The organism is Bacteroides reticulotermitis JCM 10512, from assembly GCF_000517545.1.
In the GTDB taxonomy this organism is placed as follows: domain Bacteria; phylum Bacteroidota; class Bacteroidia; order Bacteroidales; family Bacteroidaceae; genus Bacteroides; species Bacteroides reticulotermitis.
In genome coordinates, this window is the sequence record NZ_BAIV01000006.1 from 1 (window position 1) to 21556 (window position 21556).

Sequence of the window (21556 nt, forward strand, 5' to 3'; positions counted from 1 at the left end):
ATCAGTTGGAAAGTCAAATTCCTGGGAGTAGGAAACGAAAGTTGGGGATGTGGCGGAAGCATGCGTCCGGAATATTATGCCGACCTTTATCGCCGATATTCGACCTATTGTCGCGACTACGACGGTAACCGTCTGTATAAGATTGCCAGTGGAGCCAGCGACTATGACTACAACTGGACCGATGTATTAATGAAACAAGTAGGCCATCGTATGCACGGCCTTTCTCTTCACTATTACACTGTGACCGGATGGTCGGGAAGCAAGACATCGGCTACTCAGTTCAACAAAGACGATTTCTATTGGACCATGGGCAAGTGTCTGGAAGTAGAAGATGTGATCAAAAAGCATTGCGCCATCATGGACAAATACGACAAGGATAAAAAGATCGCTCTTCTGCTTGACGAATGGGGAACTTGGTGGGACGAAGAGCCGGGAACAATTCGCGGACACTTGTACCAGCAAAACACCTTGCGCGACGCTTTCGTAGCTTCACTCAGCCTGGACGTATTCCACAAGTACACCGACCGTCTGAAGATGGCAAACATCGCACAAGTGGTGAACGTATTGCAATCTATGATCCTGACCAAAGGCAAAGATATTGTATTAACTCCCTCCTACTATGTGTTCAAAATGTACAAAGTACACCAAGATGCTACCGACCTGCCTATCGAATTAAACTGTGAGCAGAAGAGCGTACGCGACAACCGTACTGTTCCGTTGGTCAGTGCAACCGCTTCCAAAAACAAGGACGGAGTAGTTCATATCTCACTCTCCAATGTAGATACCGACAATGAGCAGGAAATCACGATCAACCTTCCGAATGTAAACGCCAAGAAAGCGGTTGGAGAGATCTTATCTTCTGCCAATCTGACTGATCACAACTCTTTTGAAAAGCCCAATACTGTAAAACCGGCCCCTTTCAAAGAGGTGAAGATCAATAAAGGAACCTTGAAGGTTAAACTACCTGCGAAGTCAATTGTTACACTTGAGTTACAGTAAAACAAGGCATAAGACTTATTGTATAATAAACAAGAAGAACGTCGAAATGGCGCTAAAAAAGATAACTCTTTCGTGTTGTGATTTACGCATAAAGAGTTATCTTTGCCAACATTAATACTGAATTTTATTAAATCCTAAATAACATGAACGATAACAAACTTATGAATCGTGCAGCGGACAACATCCGCATTCTTGCAGCTTCAATGGTTGAGAAGGCCAATTCCGGTCATCCGGGTGGTGCCATGGGTGGTGCTGATTTTATAAACGTACTCTTCTCCGAATTCTTGGTATATGATCCAGAGAATCCCCGTTGGGAAGGACGCGACCGTTTCTTCCTCGATCCGGGACATATGTCACCGATGCTTTATTCTACGTTAGCGTTGACAGGCAAATACGCATTAGATGAACTGAAAGAGTTCCGTCAATGGGGAAGCCCGACACCGGGACATCCGGAGGTAGACATTATGCGTGGTGTGGAAAACACATCAGTCCGTTGGGACAAGGCCATACCTTTGCCGTAGGTGCCGCTATTGCTGCCAAATTTATGAAAGCTCGTTTCAACGAGGTAATGGATCAAAAGATATACGCTTACATCTCCGACGGAGGTATTCAGGAAGAAATCTCTCAGGGTGCAGGACGTATTGCCGGTGCATTGGGATTGGATAACCTGATCATGTTCTACGATGCGAACGATATCCAGCTTTCTACAGAAACCAAAGACGTTACCGTAGAAGATACAGCTATGAAGTATCGGGCATGGGGCTGGAAGGTTATCAGCATCAACGGAAACGATGTAGATCAAATCCGTGCTGCTATTAAAGAAGCACAAGCTGAAAAAGAACATCCGATCCTTATTATCGGAAAGACAGTGATGGGCAAAGGTGCTCGCAAAGCCGACGGTAGCAGCTACGAAGCTAACTGTGCTACGCATGGTGCTCCTCTGGGCGGCGACGCTTACATCAATACAATCAAGAACCTAGGTGGTGATCCTGCCAACGCTTTTGTTATTTTCCCGGAAGTTGTTGAACTCTACGCCAAACGCGCCGAAGAGTTGAAGAAGATAGTAGCCGATAAATATGCCGTGAAAGCAGCATGGGCTAAAGCTAATCCGGAAAAAGCGGCCAAACTAGAAGCATTCTTCTCCGGTAAAGTACCTACCGTAGATTGGGCAGCTATCGAACAAAAAGCCGGTAGCGCAACACGTGCCGCTTCGGCAACTGTACTAGGTGCATTGGCTACGCAAGTGGAGAACATGATTGTAGCTTCTGCCGACCTTTCCAACTCGGACAAGACAGACGGCTTCCTGAAAAAGACCCACGCTTTCAAGAAGGACGATTTCAGCGGAGCATTCTTCCAAGCTGGTGTGTCTGAATTGACAATGGCTTGTGTTTGTATCGGTATGTCACTGCATGGCGGTGTAATTCCGGCTTGCGGTACATTCTTCGTATTCTCCGACTATATGAAACCTGCTGTACGTATGGCAGCGTTGATGGAACAACCGGTGAAATTCATCTGGACGCACGATGCGTTCCGCGTAGGTGAAGACGGACCGACTCACGAACCGGTGGAACAGGAAGCTCAAATCCGTTTAATGGAGAAGTTGAAAAACCATAAGGATCATAACTCGATGTTGGTTCTTCGTCCGGCTGATGCGGAAGAAACAACAGTTGCCTGGAGATTGGCTATGGAGAACAACTCTACGCCTACCGGTTTGATCTTCTCTCGTCAGAACATCGTAAACCTGCCGGCAGGTACTGATTACGAACAAGCAGCTAAGGGTGCTTACATCGTAGCAGGATCGGAAGAAAACCCGGATATCATTCTGGTAGCTTCGGGCTCGGAGGTTTCTACGTTGGTAGCCGGTGCTGAATTGCTTCGCAAAGATGGCGTGAAGATCCGCATCGTATCTGCTCCGTCTGAAGGTTTATTCCGTAGCCAACCAAAAGAGTATCAGGAAGCTGTTCTTCCAACAGGTGCTAAGGTATTTGGCATGACAGCCGGATTGCCTGTGACTCTGCAAGGATTGGCTGGTTCCAACGGTAAAGTTTGGGGATTGGAATCTTTCGGTTTCTCTGCTCCTTACCAAGTGTTAGACGAAAAACTTGGTTTTACTGCTGAGAATGTGTACAACCAAGTAAAAGCAATGCTCTAATGAAAACAATCGGATTAGCAAGCGACCACGCTGGCTACGAACTGAAACTATTTGTTCGCAGTTGGTTGGAAGCTAAAGGCTGGGCTTACAAAGACTTCGGAACGGATTCCACCGCTAGCGTGGACTATCCGGACTATGCTCATCCGCTTGCTCGGGCAATAGAAACGGGTGAATGCTATCCCGGTATTGCCATCTGCGGAAGCGGAAACGGAATTAATATCACACTGAACAAGCACCAAGGTGTTCGCGCTGCTCTTTGCTGGAATGCAGAGATTGCCCGCCTGGCTCGCCAGCATAACGATGCGAACATACTTGTTATGCCGGGACGCTTTATCAGCATAAACGAAGCCGATCAGATTATGACTGAGTTCTTCAACACTGCGTTTGAAGGGGGACGTCACCAGAATCGGATTGATAAAATACCGTGTAAGTAAATAGCTTGCATATATTATGAGATAAAAGGGGTTGTCCAAAGTCGGATAACCCCTTTTTCATTTCATCATACCTTTTACCACCATCCGCACCATAAAAAGGCGATCATTCCGAATCGACACTCGCCCTAAACAGTAACAGAACGAGTAAAGTTATTTCAAAACCAAAGGAAGAAATCAATAACTACAAAACGTTATACGGCATTTCTGCGGAAGCATTAAAGACAAACGTAACCTCTTCATCTGTATCCAAATCTCTTGCAACCATATAAACAGTAGGCATGACATCAGATCTTACCACACTGTTCACATTAGCTGTTGATGTTCCCCAGTCCATGCCAAGTAGAATTTTCGATACAGCGAAGAAGTTATCGAGACTTCCCAATAGGCTGTACTTATGCACACTTTTCCCATTCACTTCCTTACTAAAAGATAAAGTCAGATAAGGCTTGTAGTTTTCCACCGAAAACGCATAGGTCCCCTTATATTTTTCAGTATTTAGATCAGTATCATATACGTAGAAGTCCTTATTTTCATTGTTTGTCAGGAACAAATAGGTATCTAATACATAAGGCTCTCCATGCGAACTTATATTTTTCAAACCCATATAGGCATCCACAACCTTAATATTCAGTAGTACCGTTTCATTAGTTACATTATCGCGTACCGTAATAACCGTCTCCCCCTTTTGTTTGGAGGTAAGATAAAGATTTCCCATGCCGATTGAGCTTGATAGGTCTATCTTAACTTCCAAAACACCGGGATCGGCAACCTCCACTGTATAATCTCTGTTTCCCCCTCGGATAGGGATATAGCTTCCTCTTAGTAAAGAACATTCATAGTACTCTTTCTCAAATGACAAAGAATAGATTTCTTTCTCGTCATCGCTACATCCTACCAATTGCAGACACAGGAATAGGAGTATACCGGACAGACATTTGTTTCTCATGCTTTTATTTTTTTTAGTGTATATTGTTTTAATAACCGACTGCTAAACAAGTGCAGCGATAAACTCATAGCAGAAGTAGCCGCACAACAAGAGCTTCAACCCTGTACCAATCAGGAAGCCCAACAACGAACCAACACCGGATTTTAGTGCTTGATCCAATTCCCTGCGACCTAGCAACTCACCGATAACTGCTCCCAGAAAAGGGCCGACAAGGATTCCCAAAGGCAGGAAGAACAGTCCGACAATTGTTCCGATAAGACACCCCCAACTCCCCCACTTGCTTCCTCCGCCATACTTACTTCCCAACATGGGCGTGAAGAAGTCTAATATTTGCAGCAAAATGACGAGTAACAGCCAAACGAGTAGTTGACTGATGTGAAAATGAACCTTATCGGTCAGATGTAAAAGAAATAAGCCGGCATAGGCCAAAGGAGGCCCCGGAAGCATGGGAATCACACATCCCAACAATCCGATCAACATAAAGAGGACAGCTATTACAAGCAAAATGATGTCTGTCATGACATTCTCTATCAATGGTTCGTACCGTCAAAGATACGAATATTTCACAAGTAGCGTACAAAAAGACTAACTTTTAAAGCGCATCTATTTGATTGGACAGGCCTAACCCGCTCAGTAACGACGAGAGGGCGTATAATCTACCCGGTAAACGTAATCGAATAAGGTTTGCCATTCGTTGTCGGCTATTCCCAACTGGAACCCGTAAAAGTGCGTGTCGGCTCTCCGGTAATCCTGCATTTGGGAGATCAGTTCGGGGGTAACCAAGGGAATCTTAAAATCGCTAATCCACAACACATCGGCATTCATGTACTCCTTCTTCGATTGGAGCAGACCGAAAGTTGTCTTCAACATCCGGGTTGCGTTCGTGTCTCCGGTAGCGGTATGCGAAAAGAATTCGAGCAGTCGGGCCCGTTCTTTGCGGACATCAATCGGATTGACAGATACCGAAAAAGCAATCAGAAAGCAGGCGCGTCGCTGGCGGTCGGCTATCTCCAACAACTTAACCAAAAGCGAATGAGCTATCTTCTCCGGCTTCCCCACCATACTGCCGGAGGTATCGAGACACACAATCATCGGTCCTTTCGTCGTTGCCGGCTTCTTTTCCAACCGACGGGCAGGCTGCATTATTTCGGACTTATACCGGAAGGACTGGAGGTTGCGGGTCAGGAATTTATAGACAAAAACATCTTCTAACTCTTCATCGACATAATGCGCCAGCTCCACAGGAAGCAAAGCGTTTAAGTCATTGCCCGTCGTTACGCCCAGAATGTCGCTCTTCGAAGCGTGCTCCAACCGATAGATATCTCCGTTCGAAACGGAGACCTGTTCTTCTCCTTCATCATCGGCTATACGCCCCATTCGATTGGCCACTTTCACAATATCGGGATATTCACGTTGGATGCGAACGATCTTGCGAAAACGTTCAAAGTCGACCGTATTCCAAATACCGCTCATCAGTCCCCAAGCTTGATAAAACTCATCTTTCTCTACGCCATGCAACCGCAGGTATTCGGGCACATTCTTCAGATTGGCACGCAAGCGTCGGTCGAAATCGTCTTTCCGTGTCTCGACCTCTTTCACCTTCTGTTCCTGCTGTTCATGTTGTAAAGCCTCTTTCCAATCCTCGATCATGCGTTCCCAAAGTCCGTCATCGGCACACTTACCTCGTTGCCCAGTTGTCCCAAGTAAAAGGCACGGTCGAATCCGTAACCCTGATACTTATCACCGATCTGCTTAACCAATGCCTGCCACCCATCCTTCCGCTTATCCAACGACCACTCCAATGCCAGCCGCATGCCTTCCTGCTCCGCCTGACTCCGCTGCATATTGTATTTCTCTTTCTCCAGATTCAGGTGGACAAACGAGATCATCGTATCATAAAAGACACGGGCACAGATGGGATCATTGAGTACTTGAAGTTTAACAACGGGATCGTTCATTACCGACAACAGATAGCCGTAAAGGGGTTCACGGTCGGTTGCCGAACATTCGCCCGTTGCCACATAACGGTCTAAAGCCTGTACATAAAACGCTAAGTCGTAGCGGAGGTTACTCATCGCCGTATCGCAGTTTACGCACATCCACACGCGCCCACGCAATTTCCTTACGGATGGTGTTGACATATTGTGTCACGTCGCGCTTGTCCGCATCGGATACAAAAAGGTTTTCCGACAACTCTTTCACACGGACATCTATCCGGTCATTAACGCCCTCCAGCTCCGTCTCGTAGTCGCGATTGGTCAGCGAAGTGTTTCCGAGCCACAACTGTTGCTGTTCGCCACGTTGCAGCCGCTTCATCGGGAAACGCACACCATTGATATAGATGTTTTTGTCGTCGCGATAGAGCGTGATTCGCTCGGCTCCCTGTTCTTTCATTTGCGACGCGTCGGTAAAAGCCCGTATGATGGTTCTTTTGGGTTGCAACGGATCGGCATACATCACGCCCACAGCAGGAGCGTCTTTACCGTCGTACGCTTTCATTGTTTTATAATCGACAATAAATATATAGGTATTCCCCGTTCCATGATTCTCGATCTGGTAGTAGAAATGATCGGTCACCGCCAAGTCATCGTCGGTGGTCGCCTTGCCGACGTGCCGCCTCCAAAGCTTCCCGTACACGGCTCACTTTCAGGTCGGACTTCAGGGAAAGGCTTATGGAACCGATCTCCTTCACATACGGGGTAAAGAGTGCCTGAACCACTATCCGGCGAATATCGTTGCTCTCTTCCGGCTCGTTCCATAAGCAGTGATACGTTGGCAAAAGATCGGACGCGCAAACAGATGGGCGGCCGTGTATGAACGCGGACGTTTTCAGCAGTCGGACAACATTCTTCCAACGGCGGTCGCTGATGTAAACGTTGCGGTGCATTTCCGAACCGTCCAGTTCTACTTTCATCAAGTTCCGACGGATATCCGTAATATAAGCTAGCACATCAGCAGGTACTTCGACGCCTCGAATGGCTTGTTGCCAATCGGCGTACTCAGCGTCGGTAATCCGCCACCGAACATCTCCCTCCTCTTCTTCGGTATCGTCCAACAGCATGCGATAAAATGTATCTTCCTGTTGCACGCATGTGGAAATAACGCGAATAAGGAAACGGTCCCATAAGGCTTCAAGCCCTTCACCCTGAGCAGGTAGTTCGTTGCTGGCAGCAACCAGTAGTTTGAGAGGTAGCTTCAACTCCTGATCACCATTACGGAAGAGCTTTTCGTTGATTACCGTCAGCAGGGTATTCTGTATGGCCGGTCCGGCTTTCCATATCTCGTCCAGAAAAACCACATCGGCGGTAGGCAGATATCCTTCAATAGCACGCTCGTATTTATCGGATGATTTCAAGCGACTGATACTTACCGGGCCGAATATTTCATCGGGCGTGGAGAAACGGGACATCAAGTATTCGAAAGCATTAGCACCGACAAAGGCCTTTTTCAGTCTACGGGCTACCATCGACTTAGCTACTCCCGGAGCCTAACAACAAAATGCTTTCGCCCGCCAAAGCCGCCAACAAAGAAAGTCCGATTTCGGTCTCTTTCTCATATACGCCCCGATTCATTTCTCCCAATAACAGTTGGATCCGTTCTTTTATTTCCATTCTTATATAATTGCACTTAGCTTACTAATAATTAGGTTGCAAATATACCCCTTTTCCCGTCCATTCGGTTTAGCAACGCCGCACTATTTTTCTTGTCAGATAAAAAGATGAAACGAACCGTGGCGGATTAGTCTTCTCCAACTCACTGATTACCCGCTATCAACCGGGTAGAGCGTGCTATTTTTTTGTCCATTTGTGCGAAGGCTAAACCGCGTCGGCAAGTAAATTTAGAGAAAGAAATATAAAGCCTGTTTAAAATAGAATAAAAGCCTTCTCTAGGGCAATCGTAAAAATAAAAAGGTACAAAATTACGCCGCACTTATCTGCTGTATTCAAATAAAAGCTATCTTTGTAATTCAGAATCCAGAAATTCAATAGAAATGGAGCAATGGAATAACCTCAAAGAACTTATCAATCAGGGAAATACAGATCAGGCTATCGAACAACTTGATCAACTTCTCGGAGAGGGTTCGAATACTGGCGGAAAGGATACTCTCTACTATCTGCGCGGAAACGCTTACCGAAAGAAAGGGGATTGGCAACAAGCCCTTAACAACTATCAATCCGCTATTGATCTCAATCCTGAAAGCCCCGCTATACAAGCGCGCGCGATGCTGATGGATATCCTCAATTTCTTTCACAAAGATATGTACAATCAATAAACAGAAAACGTAATAAAGACAAAGAATATGGCAAAAATTAAAGGAGCAATTGTAGTCGATACAGAGCGTTGCAAAGGGTGCAATCTATGTGTTGTGGCCTGTCCGCTCGATGTAATCTCCCTCAACAAAGAGGTAAACATGAAAGGTTACAACTATTCCTATCAAGCGAAAGAAGATACATGTAACGGATGCAGTTCGTGTGCAACTGTTTGTCCCGACGGATGTATCACAGTTTATAAAGTTAAAGTAGAATAAAAGAAAACGAATATGGCAGAAGAAGTTGTATTAATGAAAGGAAACGAAGCTATCGCCCATGCAGCTATCCGCTGCGGAGCCGATGGATATTTCGGTTATCCTATTACCCCTCAATCGGAGGTGTTGGAAACACTTGCCGAATTGCAACCGTGGGAAACAACCGGCATGGTAGTACTCCAAGCCGAAAGTGAAGTTGCCGCTATCAATATGGTATATGGAGGCGCAGGAAGCGGAAAAATGGTACTAACCTCCTCATCCAGCCCCGGCATCAGTTTGAAACAGGAAGGAATCTCCTACTTGGCAGGTTCGGAACTTCCTTGTCTTATCGTTAACGTCATGCGTGGTGGTCCCGGTTTGGGAACAATTCAACCGAGTCAGGCTGACTATTTCCAAACGGTTAAAGGCGGTGGCCATGGCGACTACCGACTCATTACGCTTGCTCCGGCATCCGTACAGGAGATGGCAGACTTCGTGGGACTGGGATTTGAACTCGCTTTCAAATACCGCAACCCGGCTATCATCCTTGCCGACGGTGTGGTGGGACAAATGATGGAAAAACTCGTTCTTCCTGAGCAAAAGCCACGTCGTACCGACGAAGAGGTAATTGCACAATGCCCGTGGGCTACCACCGGTAAGAGCAAAGACCGCAAACCCAACATCATCACTTCACTCGAATTGAAACCGGAAGCCATGGAGCAAAACAACCTTCGCTTCCAAGCTAAGTTCAAGTTGATTGAAGAGAAGGAGGTGCGCTTCGAAGAGATCGACTGCGAAGATGCCGATTATCTGATTATTGCTTTCGGATCGATGGCACGTATCGGACAAAAAGCGATGGAACTCGCACGCGAAGAAGGAATCAAGGTCGGAATCCTCCGCCCCATCACCCTATGGCCTTTCCCCACCAATGTCATTGCTGACTATGCAGAACGGGTGAAAGGGATGCTCGTAACCGAATTGAACGCCGGACAGATGGTTGAAGATGTACGCCTGGCAGTCAATGGTAAAGTGAAAGTAGAACATTTCGGACGCTTGGGCGGTATTGTTCCCGATCCGGACGAAATAGTTAATGCACTGAAAGAAAAACTAATCAAATAAGGTAAACGATGAACTCCCAAAACATAAGAAGCATACTAAATATCTTTTTCATGATATTGACGATTGCCGCCATTATCATGTATTTTATTGAACTAAAGAACCAAACCTTGTTCATTTATGTATGCGGAGCAGCAATTGCTGTGAAAATTGCGGAACTATTCATCCGGTTCACCGGTAGATTTATTGATAAGGAGAAGAAATCATGACGAAAGAAGAAATAATCAAGCCCGAGAATCTGGTTTACAAGAAACCGACTCTTATGAATGATAATCCCATGCACTACTGTCCGGGTTGCAGTCATGGCGTGGTACATAAACTCATTGCCGAAGTTCTTGAGGAAATGGGTATGGAAGACAAGACTGTCGGTATCTCTCCGGTAGGTTGCGCTGTCTTCATCTACAACTATTTAGAAATCGACTGGCAGGAAGCTGCTCACGGACGTGCACCCGCATTGGCTACGGCTATCAAACGTCTATGGCCCGACCGTCTGGTATTCACTTATCAGGCGACGGTGACTTGGCATGTATCGGTACTGCCGAAACAATTCACGCACTGAATCGTGGCGAAAACATTACCATCATCTTTATCAACAACGGTATTTATGGGATGACCGGCGGCCAGATGGCTCCAACAACATTAGTAGGCATGAAAAGCTCCACCAGCCCATACGGACGTGACGTTAAACTTCACGGCTATCCGCTGAAGATCACTGAATTGGCAGCACAATTGGAAGGTACGGCATACGTAACCCGCCAATCCGTACAATCCGTACCGGCTATTCGCAAAGCTAAAAAAGCAATCCGCAAAGCATTCGAAAACTCCATGAGCGGCAAAGGCTCTAACTTGGTGGAAATCGTTTCGACTTGCAGCTCCGGCTGGAAAATGTCTCCGGAACAAGCTAACGAATGGATGGTAGAGAATATGTTCCCATTCTATCCGCTGGGTGATTTAAAAGATAAAGAATAACGCTAAAACCCAACAGAAAATGAAAGAAGAAATAATTATAGCAGGATTCGGTGGACAAGGCGTATTGTCAATGGGCAAGATCCTTGCCTACTCCGGACTGATGGAAGACAAGGAAGTGACTTGGATGCCCGCTTATGGTCCCGAACAACGAGGGGGTACAGCTAATGTTACCGTAATTGTAAGCGATAACAAAATCTCCTCACCCATCCTGAGTCAGTTTGATGCAGCCATTATATTGAATCAACCCTCACTCGAGAAGTTTGAAAGCAAAGTCAAACCGGGAGGTATTCTTATTTACGACGGCTACGGAATTAATAATCCGCCCACGCGTAAAGATATCAAAGTGTACCGCATCGATGCCATGGATGCTGCCAATGAAATGAATAATGCCAAGGCTTTCAATATGATTGTACTCGGTGGATTGCTTAAACTTCGCCCTGTGGTAAAGCTGGAAAGTGTAATCAAAGGATTGAAGAAAACACTCCCCGAACGCCATCACCACTTGATTCCAATGAATGAAGAGGCGATTAAAAAAGGCATGGAACTGATCCGCGAGGCCTGAAAGAATTGACAATTGATAATTGGCAATTGACAGTTAGAAGTTGACAGATATAGTAACAATGGTAGTTGACAGTTTGCAAAACAACGCATACAGATGTTAATTGTCAATCACTATTTGTTAATTGTCATTTGTTAATTATCAATTGTCAATTGTCAATTATCAATTATCTTTTATCTTTGCGCTCAATTATGAGACGAATCCTACTTACATATATTTCACTGTTCTTTGTAGGCTTGCTTACCGTGCAAGCTCAGCTTAACCCTATGCGACAACGGTAGATGAAAACGGACGAGACCAGTACGGTAACCAGATAGACCCATCGACACTTCCCGAAAATCTGGACAGTGCAAACGTTGAAGTAAAAGGCCTCCCCCCTACACTCTACATGTGGAAAATCAAGAACCAACTCGGAGACCGAATCTTGGTTCCGGCAGATACCGTTTACCACCATTTTCAGAATACAAACCTGACGGAAGGTGTAACGGGACATTACAATTATCTGGGTAATATGGGATCGCCACGTATTTCGCGCATATTTTCGGAACGTCGTGATCCGGGTTCGGCTCTCTTTCTGGAACCTTTTTCCAGCTTCTATGTCCGCCCCATGGACTTTTACTTTACCAACAGTAACGTTCCCTACACAAATCTGACTTACAATAAAGCCGGTAACAAAGTTAACGGAGAGGAACGTTTCAAATCATATTTCTCAGTCAATGCCAACAAACGGCTAGCGTTCGGTTTTAACATCGACTACCTATACGGAAGAGGATATTACAACAACCAGAACACCGCCTTCTTCAATGCCGCTGTTTTCGGAAGCTATATGGGCGACCGTTACCAGATGCAAACGATTTATAGCAACAACTACCTGAAAGTAAACGAAAACGGAGGGATAACGGACGACCGTTACATCACTGCCCCGGAAGAGATGGCTGAAGGTAAAAAGGAGTACGAATCGGTCAACATACCAACCGTACTGAATGCTACGGCCAATCGTAATCACAGTATGAATATATTCCTGACCCAACGCTATAATTTAGGGTTCCATCGAGATATTGCGAAAGCGGAAAACGATACGACTCCCACCAAACAAGAATATGTACCTGTCACCAGCTTTATTCATACCATCCAAGTGGAACGGGCACGCCATACATTTCGTTCAAGTGATAATGTACCAAACTATTACGACAACATCTATCTATCTCCTACAAATAAAGTCGCCCGCGATAGCACCGTGTATGTAGGTATCAAGAACACCGTGGGCATCGCCTTACTGGAAGGATTCAATAAATATGCCAAAGCCGGCCTGACTGCTTTTGTATCGCACAAATTAAGCAGGTACTCGCTAATGAGTACCGACTCGCTACAGCGGGATCAATACAACGAAACCGAGTTTTATGCAGGGGGTGAACTGACTAAAACGCAAGGCAAGTTCCTGCATTACCATGCCATTGGCGAAATTGGAGTAGCCGGCAAAGCAATCGGTCAGTTTAATGTCAAAGCGGACATCGACTTCAACTTCCCACTCTTTCGGGATACAGTTAGCTTGATTGCCCGTGGAGAAGTTAGCAATCAGATCGCTCCGTTCTATATGCGCCATTACCACTCCAAATATTTCTGGTGGGATAATGATATGGATAAGGAATTCCGTACCCGTCTTGAAGGTGAACTAAGCATTGCCCGTTGGCAAACTCGTATAAAAGCAAGTGTAGAAAACATCAAGAACTACACCTACTTTAATCAAGAAGCAAAGCCGGAACAAAACAGCGGTAGCATACAAGTACTGTCTGCTACACTGAGCCAGAACTTCCGCCTGGGTGTTTTCCATCTCGACAACGAAGTTATCTGGCAGAAGACAAGTGATGAGAACGTATTGCCGTTGCCGGATCTTTCTTTGTACCATAACTTCTATATGCAGTTCAAATTGGCCAAAAAGGTACTAAGCGTGCAATTGGGAGCTGATGTGCGTTACTTCACGAAGTACAATGCACCAGCTTATATGCCCGCTATTCAGCAATTCCACTTACAACCGGACAATGACCGGGTGGAAATTGGAGGTTACCCCATCGTGAATGTATATGCCAACCTTCATTTGAAGCGTACTCGCTTTTACGTGATGATGTATCACGTGAATAAAGGAATGAGCAAGCCCGATTACTTCCTGGCTCCTCACTACCCGATTAACCCTCGCATCCTGAAGCTAGGTTTATCCTGGAACTTCTACGATTAATTGTTTCCTAAGTTTATGGCAGCCAGACTCAAATCAAACGTTTCAAAATATCTCCTGCTAGCAGCTATCGCTTTAGTTGTGTTTCTTTCACTCCGTTATTGCAGTGGTAAAACGAAGCCTTCGGGACATCCCCGCGATTACGCAGCGATAGCAAAGGAAGGCATTATTCGGGTTGCCACCGAGTATAACTCACTTAGCTTTTATGTAGATGGCGACTCCATCTCAGGCTTTCACTACGATCTGATACAGGCCTTTGCGCATGATAAGGGTTTGAAGGCTCTTATCACACCGGAAATGAGTTTCACCACGCGCCTGGAAGGACTCAGTACCGGAAAATATGACCTCATAGCCTATGGAATATTGGTGACCAGCGAACTGAAAGACTCGCTGTTGTTCACCTCACCCATTGTACTGAACAGGCAAGTATTGGTACAGCGTAAAAAAACAAGCGAGCAGGATTCGATGTATATACGCAATCAACTCGATCTGGCCGGACGAAAGTTATATGTAACAAAAGGTTCTCCGGCAATTATGCGTATCCGCAACCTCAGCAACGAGATCGGAGATACGATTTACGTTGAAGAGATCGACCGATACGGCTCCGAACAACTCATTGCCATGGTAGCGCATGGAGATATAGCCAACGTTGTTTGCGATGAAAGCATCGCGCTCGCGGTAGCCGATTCATTGCCGCAGATTGACATTACCACCGCAATCAGCTTTACGCAATTCTATTCTTGGGCTGTCAGCAAACAATCTCCCGCATTACTCGACAGTTTGAACACTTGGCTCGATACGTTCCAGAAGACCAAAGAGTATCAAACGATCTACCGGAAATACTACGACAAGAAATGAGCTAACTCCCTGTAAAGGAGCACTGAGGCAATATCTTTCCAACCAATAAGTTTGTTCCCTATAAAAATAACTTTATCTTTGTATTTGCATTAAAACAAGTATAATGAGTGAAGAGATTATAAGGTGGGGCTTCATCGGCTGCGGTGAGGTGACCAAGACCAAAAGTGGGCCGGCGTTTCAAAAGGTAGAACATTCAGAGGTAATAGCCGTAATGAGTCGCGACGGAGCCAAAGCCAAGGCATATGCCCAGGAAAGAGGCATTAAAAAATGGTATGACGATGCTCAGGAACTAGTTGACGACCCGGAAGTAAATGCAATCTATATCGCTACTCCTCCATCTTCTCATGCCACATACGCCATCATGGCGATGAAAGCCGGCAAACCGGCTTATATCGAGAAACCTATGGCGCAAACATACGAAGAATGTACACGCATCAACCGTATTTCGCAAGAGACAGGGGTTCCCTGCTTCGTTGCGTATTACCGCCGATACCTTCCCTACTTTCAAAAAGTAAAGGAATTGGTAGAAAACGGATCAGTCGGCAATGTTATCAATGTACAGATTCGGTTTGCTCAACCTCCGCGTGACTTGGACTATAATCGCGAAAACCTTCCATGGCGTGTACAAGCTGATATTGCCGGAGGAGGTTACTTTTATGATCTCGCTCCGCACCAAATTGATTTATTACAGGATATGTTCGGATGTATTCTGGAGGCAAGCGGTTACAAAAGTAATCGAGGCGGGCTCTACACCACTGAAGACACTTTAAGCGCATGCTTTCAGTTCGACAGCGGATTGGTAGGCAGTGGTTCGTGGTGTTTCGTTGCTCATGATTCAGCACGCGAAGATCGTATCGAGATTATTGGTGATAAAGGCATGATTTGCTTCTCGGTCTTCACCTACGAACCCATTGCCTTGCATACTGAACGCGGCCGTGAAGAATTTATCATCAGCAATCCGCTTCATATCCAGCAACCGCTTATCCAAGCGGTAGTCGATCATTTACTGGGTAAGGCGCCTTGCTCCTGCGACGGTCCGAGTGCGACTATGACCAACTGGGTAATGGATAAAATACTGGGAAAGCTATAGATCGGTTTAACCTGATTTCCTTTCTTACTACGGATTCATTCGGCTAATAAAAGTCGAGAACTTTACCTAGGGTAGCGTAAAAGAGGTTAACCTCTCATTTATCTGTCGCTGCTTTTCTTTACCTTTGTTCTGAGAGTGAATCAAGTAATATACGAACGATATAAAAAGAACTATGACTAAAGAAGAACTAATGAGGAAAGCCATTGAGCTATCCAAAGAAAGCGTAGCTAACGGAGGAGGCCCCTTCGGAGCAGTTATCGCAACCAAAGAGGGTGAAATAGTTGCAGCGGGTACAAACCGAGTAACCTCTTCATGTGATCCGACAGCTCATGCAGAAGTAAGTACAATTCGTGAGGCCGCTGCCAAACTAGGAACGTTCAACCTTAGCGGGCACGTAATCTATACATCTTGCGAACCTTGCCCGATGTGTCTGGGTGCTATCTACTGGGCACGCCTGGATAGAATGTATTACGGAAACAATAAGACAGATGCCAAGAACATCGGCTTTGATGACTCTTTCATCTACGATGAATTGGAACTAAACCCCACTGAGAGACAACTACCATCGGAAGTCTTGCTACATGATGAAGCAATCAAAGCTTTCGAAGCATGGACAGCTAAAGAAGATAAAGTAGAATATTAACCAAGCGAGTTGCATTACGCATACTGCTCAAACATGAAAATCCCCGGAGATACTCACTCTCCGGGGATTCTACTTACACAAAAAATTATTTATGAAATGGAAAACTACTTCCGTCTTAAAAGCGCAGTCCTAAAGTAAGTAATACTTTACTGCGTGTATTTGTTACTTTCGTACGATTCAAAGCTGCATCATTGAAAGCATAGAAATCGTCATCATAAGTACTATATAGATAAGCCAAATCTGCGTAGAACGAAGAGATACGATAACCGATTCCTAACGTGTAATTACTCTGAGACTTCGCATTGGCAAAATCGGTATCAGTGTTAATTGAGTTAGGAGATAAATCTTTATAAGCATTATCTTTAAAAGCAGTCGAGCTATAGTTGTATCCTAAACGAAGGGCAAACTCAGGTACCACTTTAAATTCTGCACCGACACGGAAAGTACTAACACCTTTCAACATTTCCTTAGCCGTGGAATTCTCCCAATTCATTTCATCACCGTTCGAAAAGCTAAAGTGCATTCCCGAATAATCCTGATATTCATATTCCGCTCCAATAGCGAAGCTCGATCCGGCCGTATATCCAAGACTGAAGTTGTACTTCCAAGGTGTGCGGAAACGTAGATCATATCCGTAATCGTAATTATTGGTAAAATCATAAGAATCTACAATATGCTTGTTTACTTGATCATTATCCGGTGAATAGATGTTAGAAACGGCTCTGACATTCGTTTTCATGGTCAGGTTATAATAGGTCGGTGTATGAATAGCCACTCCCAAACGGAATGGAGAATCTTCAAACGGACGTACAATCGCTCCAAATTTAAAGTCTACTCCCGAACCTTCGATCTTGTTCTCGGTCGACATTTCGTAACCTACATTTCCATAATTCTTACCTCCACTCTCATAATCTCCAAAATCTTCTCCATAAGTTGAATACTTCGAATAGTTTACATCATAAGCTCCTACAGTCAGCCCCAGATATACTCGGTCGTTCAAGTTAAAGGAAACATTGAAATCATATTGGTTAATTCCCCCTTTTTCACGTGAGTTAAACCAGGAATACGGCTGAGGCAAGAAACCTGTATAGTTATTCTTATCCAGATCGCGGTCATATAGATAACTATTCCAACCGGTAGCTGCCAACCAACCAACTTTAGAGTCGGTAAAAAGATTCACATTATCATCGGCCAGTTTATGAATAAAATCACCCGAAGACTTAATCATATCATTGGCTTGTGCTGCCATTTGATTGGTTTGGGAAAGTATCGCACCGTTTGCTCCCAAATTCATCATTCCCTCCATAGACATATATTTGTCGAATGACTTGGAGCGGGTATAGTTGAATCCGAAATTGAGATAACGCAACGTTGTCTGATTTCCAATCTTGGAAGAAAACACAAACCCGATGTTATCAAAAGACATACGGCTTTTATCTATGTTTAACTTCTGTCCTCCGTAATTGCTTTCCGACCCATAGGCCGAAAAACCGAAGGTAGTCATTACATCGTTGCTCCGATAAATACCGATACCTGCCGGATTTACCCCCATCGTAGAGACATCTCCTCCCAAGGCTCCCATGGCACCACCCATTCCTACGAAACGGGCTGTTCCATTCAGGTCCTTTTGCGTAAACTTGACGCCATCATATATAGTCTGAGCGGTTGTGCTTGCTATCATTCCAAAAGCAAGTACAGCTATATTTATAATCTTTTTCATATCTATTTTCCTTTTTACGATGTACAATAGTCCTATCTTCTACTACTACCTCTGGACGATCCTCCACCTCCGGAAGAAGAACTTCCGCGGCTACTACTTCCGCCACCACCTCCTGATGAATAGCTACCTCCACGGGAAGAACTACTGCTGGGAGAGTAGGAACTGCCTGAACTACTGCTAGAACGGCTGCTAGGAGTGTAACTAGGGCTGGAAGAACTACTACCTCTTGAATAGCTACTGCTTCTTTCAGAGCTGGAGCTACCTCTGTTGTATGTTCCTTCGCTTCTAGTCGAACTGCTGCGAGTAGAAGTACCTCTGTTGTATGTTCCTTCACTTCTGGTAGAAGTAGAACGTACGCTGCTCCGATCTGTTCCGGAAGTACTGCTGCGAGTACTGCTTGGGCGAGTATATGTATCTCGGCGATTCGAAGTATTCGTTGTTCTGTTTCCTACACTTGTACGTGTACTGCTTTCTCTCGTTCCTACCACGCGTCCGCTAGTTGTTCTATCTGAAGAGGTACGCACGGATGATCGTGAAGACTGGTAACGATCTGAAGAATATCTTCCGGCGCTTCCTCGGCCCGAAGAGGTTCTGTTAGGAGAACGACGATTCGTATACATCATGTTATCACGACCGCCATACCAGCCACCTCCACCCCAATGGTGGTTATGTCCCCAATAGCCGCCTCCGTACCAGTTGTCCCAGTAGCCGCCGCCATACCAGCCACCGCCACCGTACCAACCGCCCCAATAACCGGGACTATAACCCCAGGAATAATAAGGCCGATTCCAGCCCCATCCCCATGAATTATATCGCCAATCCCACCAAAGCCTATTGCTAAATGTTGGGAAAGCGTATGCATAAAGTCCATCGGTATAGACGTTCCAGTCCCATGAGTTAGGTCCATAGACCACATCCCAATATAGCGGACTGCTCACGCTGATGGCAAAACGCGGATTGCGGAAACGGATAATCCGTTCGGCATATTCATAATCGTCTTGCGTACCATTAAACTCACCGGTTACCCACTCGCCTTCCAAATCGGGTCTGGACTTCTCCTTTATATATAAAGTATCGTCATCCAACACGAACTCATTATCACGAGCTTCGTAGCGACGGTTATACTCATCTATATCTCGTGTCTTCCCTTTACGGTCTTGTACAATCACCGTAGTTCCGGGCGAGGTATAAACATTAGTCGTTACCTGTTTTTTAGTCTCCTTCTTTACCGGAGCTGCAACCTTCTCTTTTTTATCTTTGGAAGATATGAAGTAAAGGTCGTCATCCACGCTTTGTGCCATCAAGCCTATCGGGAGGCACAAGGCAAACAGCAAAAAATAAACAATCTTTTTCATAATTCTCTCGGTTTATATGATTACTTAAACTCTATTATTCACGTTACAAAGATAGCGAAGAGATTCACCACCAACGGGTGATTTTCCCCAAAGGATTATAGGGAAATCCCTATTTCTAACTATATTTGCACATTATTTACTTTGAATAAAACAAATATGAAATACTTTGAGTTCACATTTACTACAAATCCTTCTACGGAGATAATCAAGGATGTACTCGCCGCAACGCTTGGCGAAGTTGGGTTTGAAAGTTTTGTTGAAAACGAACAAGGGTTAGCTGCCTACATCCAACAAGCATTGTATGAGGAAGAGGCTGTCAAAAGTGCCATTACCGAGTTCCCCCTCCCCGATATTCAAATCAACTACTCGTATGTAGAAGCAGAAGATAAAGATTGGAACGAGGAATGGGAGAAAAACTTCTTTCAACCAATTGTTGTAGGCAACCGATGTGTAATTCACAGCACATTTCACACAGAGCTTCCCCAAGCCGAATACGACATCGTCATCAATCCGCAGATGGCGTTTGGGACAGGCCATCACGAAACTACCAGCCTCATCATTGAAGAGTTGCTGGACAATGATCTGGAAGGCAAATCGCTGCTCGACATGGGATGCGGGACATCCATTCTGGCCATACTTGCCCGCATGCGCGGCGCACGTCCTTGCACGGCCATTGACATTGATGAGTGGTGTGTGCGCAACTCTATTGAAAACATTACCCTCAACCGGGTTGATGAAATTAATGTATCTCAGGGAGATGCTTCGAGCTTATCCGGCAAAGGGCCTTTTGATGTAGTTATTGCTAATATCAATCGGAATATTTTGCTGAACGACCTAAAGCAATACGTAGCTTGCATGCATCCGGGAGCTGAATTATATATGAGTGGCTTCTACGTAGATGACATTCCCGTTATTCAGTCAGAAGCCGAAAAGAACGGATTAAAATTCATTGAGTATAAGGAGAAGAATAACTGGGCAGCAGTGAAATTCGAATATACCAAATAGGCTCATCAGCTAGCAATTCGGCAGGCTCGTGCCTATAAAACCAGACATGAGTTTGTCGGATAGCTATTTAATTGTTAGCTTCTTGAGTTCATCCAGGGTACCTTTAAATACATTCAAGTCAACATCTTCTTCAATACCGGGCACATTACCCACATCCGTATGTTGCCAGAAATCCCACTTACCCTGATACTTAACCGAATCCACGTAGTAGTGAGCAATCCAGTAGGGATAAGCATTGAATAGCGAATCGTCCAGATACTTGGTTTTAAATTTATAAGAAGTATAGAGAATGGGCTTCACCCCGTAATGGGACTCTACCCGATCGAGCCATTGTTTAACGCAACGTTGCAATTCCACTTTATTTTTCTTTCCGGTGACCTCGACATCCAATACAGGAGGCAAATCTCCCGGCTTCAGTTGCACGGTGCGAATGAAGAAATCCGCTTGCTTCAAGGCATCTGTCGAAGGGATAAAGAAATGATAGGCTCCACGGATAAAGCGTGATTCAAAGCTTCGGTAAAATTATTGCAAAAAGTATCATCGCCATGATCTCCTCCTTCCGTAGCCTTCATAAAAACAAAATGCAGCGGTGAATCGGTCTCACGATTCATGGATAAAACATTCCAGTCAATGTCTCCCTGATAATGCGAAATATCGATGCCGTGCACTTCGTATCCGCAAGGAATACATACACCATACTCTTTTTGTCCGGCACAAGGTTTCCAACGGTACGCGTAAGGACGAATAAAGAAATAATAGAAAGCACCTGTGAAAAATACAGCCAAAATAAAAACCAAGATATTCCTGATCCACGCTGGCATGGAGTGGTTCACTTTCTTTTTAGTCTTTCGCTTGGCAGGTTTACGCTGCGGAGCAGTAGATTTCTTCCGTACTGAGGTTTTGGTATTACGCAATGGCATGCTAGGAGTTAATGATAGCTGTAAACAATGTATAAGATAAATGAGAAACGGTGATG

General features: G+C 45.1%; 15 protein-coding genes and 6 pseudogenes. 14 read left to right on the forward strand and 7 right to left on the reverse strand.

What is annotated here, in order from left to right:
- From JCM10512_RS04740 to rpiB, 3 genes and pseudogenes are all read left to right on the forward strand, one after another.
- Nucleotides 1–999, forward strand: a 999-nt coding sequence (locus tag JCM10512_RS04740; RefSeq protein WP_044160940.1) for an alpha-N-arabinofuranosidase, incomplete at its 5' end; no start/stop codon positions are given.
- Between the two features lie 143 nt (nucleotides 1000–1142).
- Nucleotides 1143–3151, forward strand: a pseudogene (locus JCM10512_RS04745) (transketolase family protein).
- Nucleotides 3151–3585 carry a ribose 5-phosphate isomerase B gene (gene rpiB / locus JCM10512_RS04750; RefSeq protein WP_044160947.1) on the forward strand — a complete coding sequence of 145 codons (435 nt, stop codon included), beginning with the start codon at nucleotides 3151–3153 and terminating at the stop codon, nucleotides 3583–3585. The pseudogene JCM10512_RS04745 and the gene rpiB overlap by 1 nt, the downstream one beginning before the upstream one ends.
- A 181-nt stretch (nucleotides 3586–3766) precedes the next feature.
- On the opposite strand, the gene JCM10512_RS04755 is transcribed toward rpiB, so the two are convergent.
- The 4 genes and pseudogenes from JCM10512_RS04755 to JCM10512_RS04770 form a co-directional block, all read right to left on the reverse strand.
- Entirely contained in the window at nucleotides 3767–4531 is a 765-nt protein-coding gene (locus JCM10512_RS04755; RefSeq protein WP_044160952.1) for a hypothetical protein, read from the reverse strand.
- 42 nt (nucleotides 4532–4573) lie between these two features.
- On the reverse strand, nucleotides 4574–5050 hold the full coding sequence (locus tag JCM10512_RS04760) for a DUF456 domain-containing protein (protein ID WP_044161212.1): 477 nt from the start codon (nucleotides 5048–5050) through the stop codon (nucleotides 4574–4576).
- Nucleotides 5051–5161: 111 nt separating this feature from the next.
- Nucleotides 5162–6606: pseudogene (locus JCM10512_RS04765) on the reverse strand (vWA domain-containing protein).
- Nucleotides 6599–8142 (reverse strand): annotated as a pseudogene (locus tag JCM10512_RS04770) (AAA family ATPase). Before JCM10512_RS04770 ends, JCM10512_RS04765 begins: the two co-directional pseudogenes overlap by 8 nt.
- Nucleotides 8143–8522: 380 nt before the next feature.
- On the opposite strand from JCM10512_RS04770, the gene JCM10512_RS04775 reads away from it, so the two are divergent.
- The 10 genes and pseudogenes from JCM10512_RS04775 (at nucleotide 8523) to JCM10512_RS04820 (ending at nucleotide 16500) form a co-directional block, all read left to right on the forward strand.
- Nucleotides 8523–8804 carry a tetratricopeptide repeat protein gene (locus tag JCM10512_RS04775; protein ID WP_044160955.1) on the forward strand — a complete coding sequence of 94 codons (282 nt, stop codon included), beginning with the start codon at nucleotides 8523–8525 and terminating at the stop codon, nucleotides 8802–8804.
- A 27-nt stretch (nucleotides 8805–8831) separates the two neighbouring features.
- Nucleotides 8832–9059 carry a 4Fe-4S dicluster domain-containing protein gene (locus JCM10512_RS04780; RefSeq protein WP_044160957.1) on the forward strand — a complete coding sequence of 76 codons (228 nt, stop codon included), beginning with the start codon at nucleotides 8832–8834 and terminating at the stop codon, nucleotides 9057–9059.
- A 12-nt stretch (nucleotides 9060–9071) separates the two neighbouring features.
- Nucleotides 9072–10154 carry a 3-methyl-2-oxobutanoate dehydrogenase subunit VorB gene (locus tag JCM10512_RS04785; RefSeq protein ID WP_044160960.1) on the forward strand — a complete coding sequence of 361 codons (1083 nt, stop codon included), beginning with the start codon at nucleotides 9072–9074 and terminating at the stop codon, nucleotides 10152–10154.
- Nucleotides 10155–10162: 8 nt separating this feature from the next.
- The gene (locus tag JCM10512_RS04790) at nucleotides 10163–10360 is read left to right on the forward strand and encodes a hypothetical protein (RefSeq protein WP_044160963.1); all 198 of its coding nucleotides are present in this window, start codon (nucleotides 10163–10165) and stop codon (nucleotides 10358–10360) included.
- Nucleotides 10357–11120: pseudogene (locus JCM10512_RS04795) on the forward strand (thiamine pyrophosphate-dependent enzyme). The gene JCM10512_RS04790 and the pseudogene JCM10512_RS04795 overlap by 4 nt, the downstream one beginning before the upstream one ends.
- Before the next feature lie 19 nt (nucleotides 11121–11139).
- On the forward strand, nucleotides 11140–11682 hold the full coding sequence (locus JCM10512_RS04800; RefSeq protein WP_044160966.1) for a 2-oxoacid:ferredoxin oxidoreductase subunit gamma family protein: 543 nt from the start codon (nucleotides 11140–11142) through the stop codon (nucleotides 11680–11682).
- A 188-nt stretch (nucleotides 11683–11870) separates the two neighbouring features.
- Nucleotides 11871–13912 (forward strand): annotated as a pseudogene (locus JCM10512_RS04805) (putative porin).
- A gap of 15 nt (nucleotides 13913–13927) precedes the next feature.
- The gene (locus JCM10512_RS04810) at nucleotides 13928–14767 is read left to right on the forward strand and encodes a transporter substrate-binding domain-containing protein (protein WP_044161214.1); all 840 of its coding nucleotides are present in this window, start codon (nucleotides 13928–13930) and stop codon (nucleotides 14765–14767) included.
- A 103-nt stretch (nucleotides 14768–14870) separates the two neighbouring features.
- Complete coding sequence (locus JCM10512_RS04815; RefSeq protein ID WP_044160968.1) at nucleotides 14871–15857, forward strand: Gfo/Idh/MocA family protein; 987 nt, start codon at nucleotides 14871–14873, stop codon at nucleotides 15855–15857.
- A 172-nt stretch (nucleotides 15858–16029) separates the two neighbouring features.
- Nucleotides 16030–16500 (forward strand): nucleoside deaminase, encoded by a 471-nt coding sequence (locus JCM10512_RS04820; RefSeq protein WP_044160971.1) that lies wholly within the window; start codon nucleotides 16030–16032, stop codon nucleotides 16498–16500.
- Between the two features lie 115 nt (nucleotides 16501–16615).
- On the opposite strand, the gene JCM10512_RS04825 is transcribed toward JCM10512_RS04820, so the two are convergent.
- Both JCM10512_RS04825 and JCM10512_RS04830 read right to left on the reverse strand, forming a co-directional pair.
- Entirely contained in the window at nucleotides 16616–18220 is a 1605-nt protein-coding gene (locus JCM10512_RS04825) for an OmpP1/FadL family transporter (protein WP_044160974.1), read from the reverse strand.
- A 32-nt stretch (nucleotides 18221–18252) separates the two neighbouring features.
- Nucleotides 18253–19575, reverse strand: a complete 1323-nt coding sequence (locus JCM10512_RS04830) for a hypothetical protein (protein ID WP_044160977.1) — start codon at nucleotides 19573–19575, stop codon at nucleotides 18253–18255.
- Nucleotides 19576–19731: 156 nt separating this feature from the next.
- Between JCM10512_RS04830 and prmA the strand changes: the two genes are divergently transcribed.
- Nucleotides 19732–20580: a 50S ribosomal protein L11 methyltransferase gene (gene prmA / locus JCM10512_RS04835; protein ID WP_044160979.1), complete on the forward strand. Its 849-nt coding sequence runs from the start codon at nucleotides 19732–19734 to the stop codon at nucleotides 20578–20580.
- Between the two features lie 63 nt (nucleotides 20581–20643).
- Here the strand turns inward: prmA and JCM10512_RS04840 are convergent.
- Nucleotides 20644–21500, reverse strand: a pseudogene (locus JCM10512_RS04840) (glycoside hydrolase family 25 protein).
- Between the last annotated feature and the right edge of the window lie 56 nt (nucleotides 21501–21556).

Bases quoted from the DNA above. Each gene is read 5' to 3' on its own strand.
- JCM10512_RS04775 (WP_044160955.1), top strand. From the start codon at position 8,523: ATGGAGCAATGGAATAACCTCAAAGAACTTATCAATCAGGGAAATACA.
- JCM10512_RS04820 (WP_044160971.1), top strand. From the start codon at position 16,030: ATGACTAAAGAAGAACTAATGAGGAAAGCCATTGAGCTATCCAAAGAA.
- JCM10512_RS04825 (WP_044160974.1), bottom strand. From the start codon at position 18,220: ATGAAAAAGATTATAAATATAGCTGTACTTGCTTTTGGAATGATAGCA.
- JCM10512_RS04810 (WP_044161214.1), top strand. From the start codon at position 13,928: ATGGCAGCCAGACTCAAATCAAACGTTTCAAAATATCTCCTGCTAGCA.
- JCM10512_RS04760 (WP_044161212.1), bottom strand. From the start codon at position 5,050: ATGACAGACATCATTTTGCTTGTAATAGCTGTCCTCTTTATGTTGATC.
- JCM10512_RS04785 (WP_044160960.1), top strand. From the start codon at position 9,072: ATGGCAGAAGAAGTTGTATTAATGAAAGGAAACGAAGCTATCGCCCAT.
- JCM10512_RS04830 (WP_044160977.1), bottom strand. From the start codon at position 19,575: ATGAAAAAGATTGTTTATTTTTTGCTGTTTGCCTTGTGCCTCCCGATA.
- JCM10512_RS04790 (WP_044160963.1), top strand. From the start codon at position 10,163: ATGAACTCCCAAAACATAAGAAGCATACTAAATATCTTTTTCATGATA.
- JCM10512_RS04755 (WP_044160952.1), bottom strand. From the start codon at position 4,531: ATGAGAAACAAATGTCTGTCCGGTATACTCCTATTCCTGTGTCTGCAA.
- JCM10512_RS04780 (WP_044160957.1), top strand. From the start codon at position 8,832: ATGGCAAAAATTAAAGGAGCAATTGTAGTCGATACAGAGCGTTGCAAA.
- rpiB (WP_044160947.1), top strand. From the start codon at position 3,151: ATGAAAACAATCGGATTAGCAAGCGACCACGCTGGCTACGAACTGAAA.
- JCM10512_RS04800 (WP_044160966.1), top strand. From the start codon at position 11,140: ATGAAAGAAGAAATAATTATAGCAGGATTCGGTGGACAAGGCGTATTG.
- prmA (WP_044160979.1), top strand. From the start codon at position 19,732: ATGAAATACTTTGAGTTCACATTTACTACAAATCCTTCTACGGAGATA.
- JCM10512_RS04815 (WP_044160968.1), top strand. From the start codon at position 14,871: ATGAGTGAAGAGATTATAAGGTGGGGCTTCATCGGCTGCGGTGAGGTG.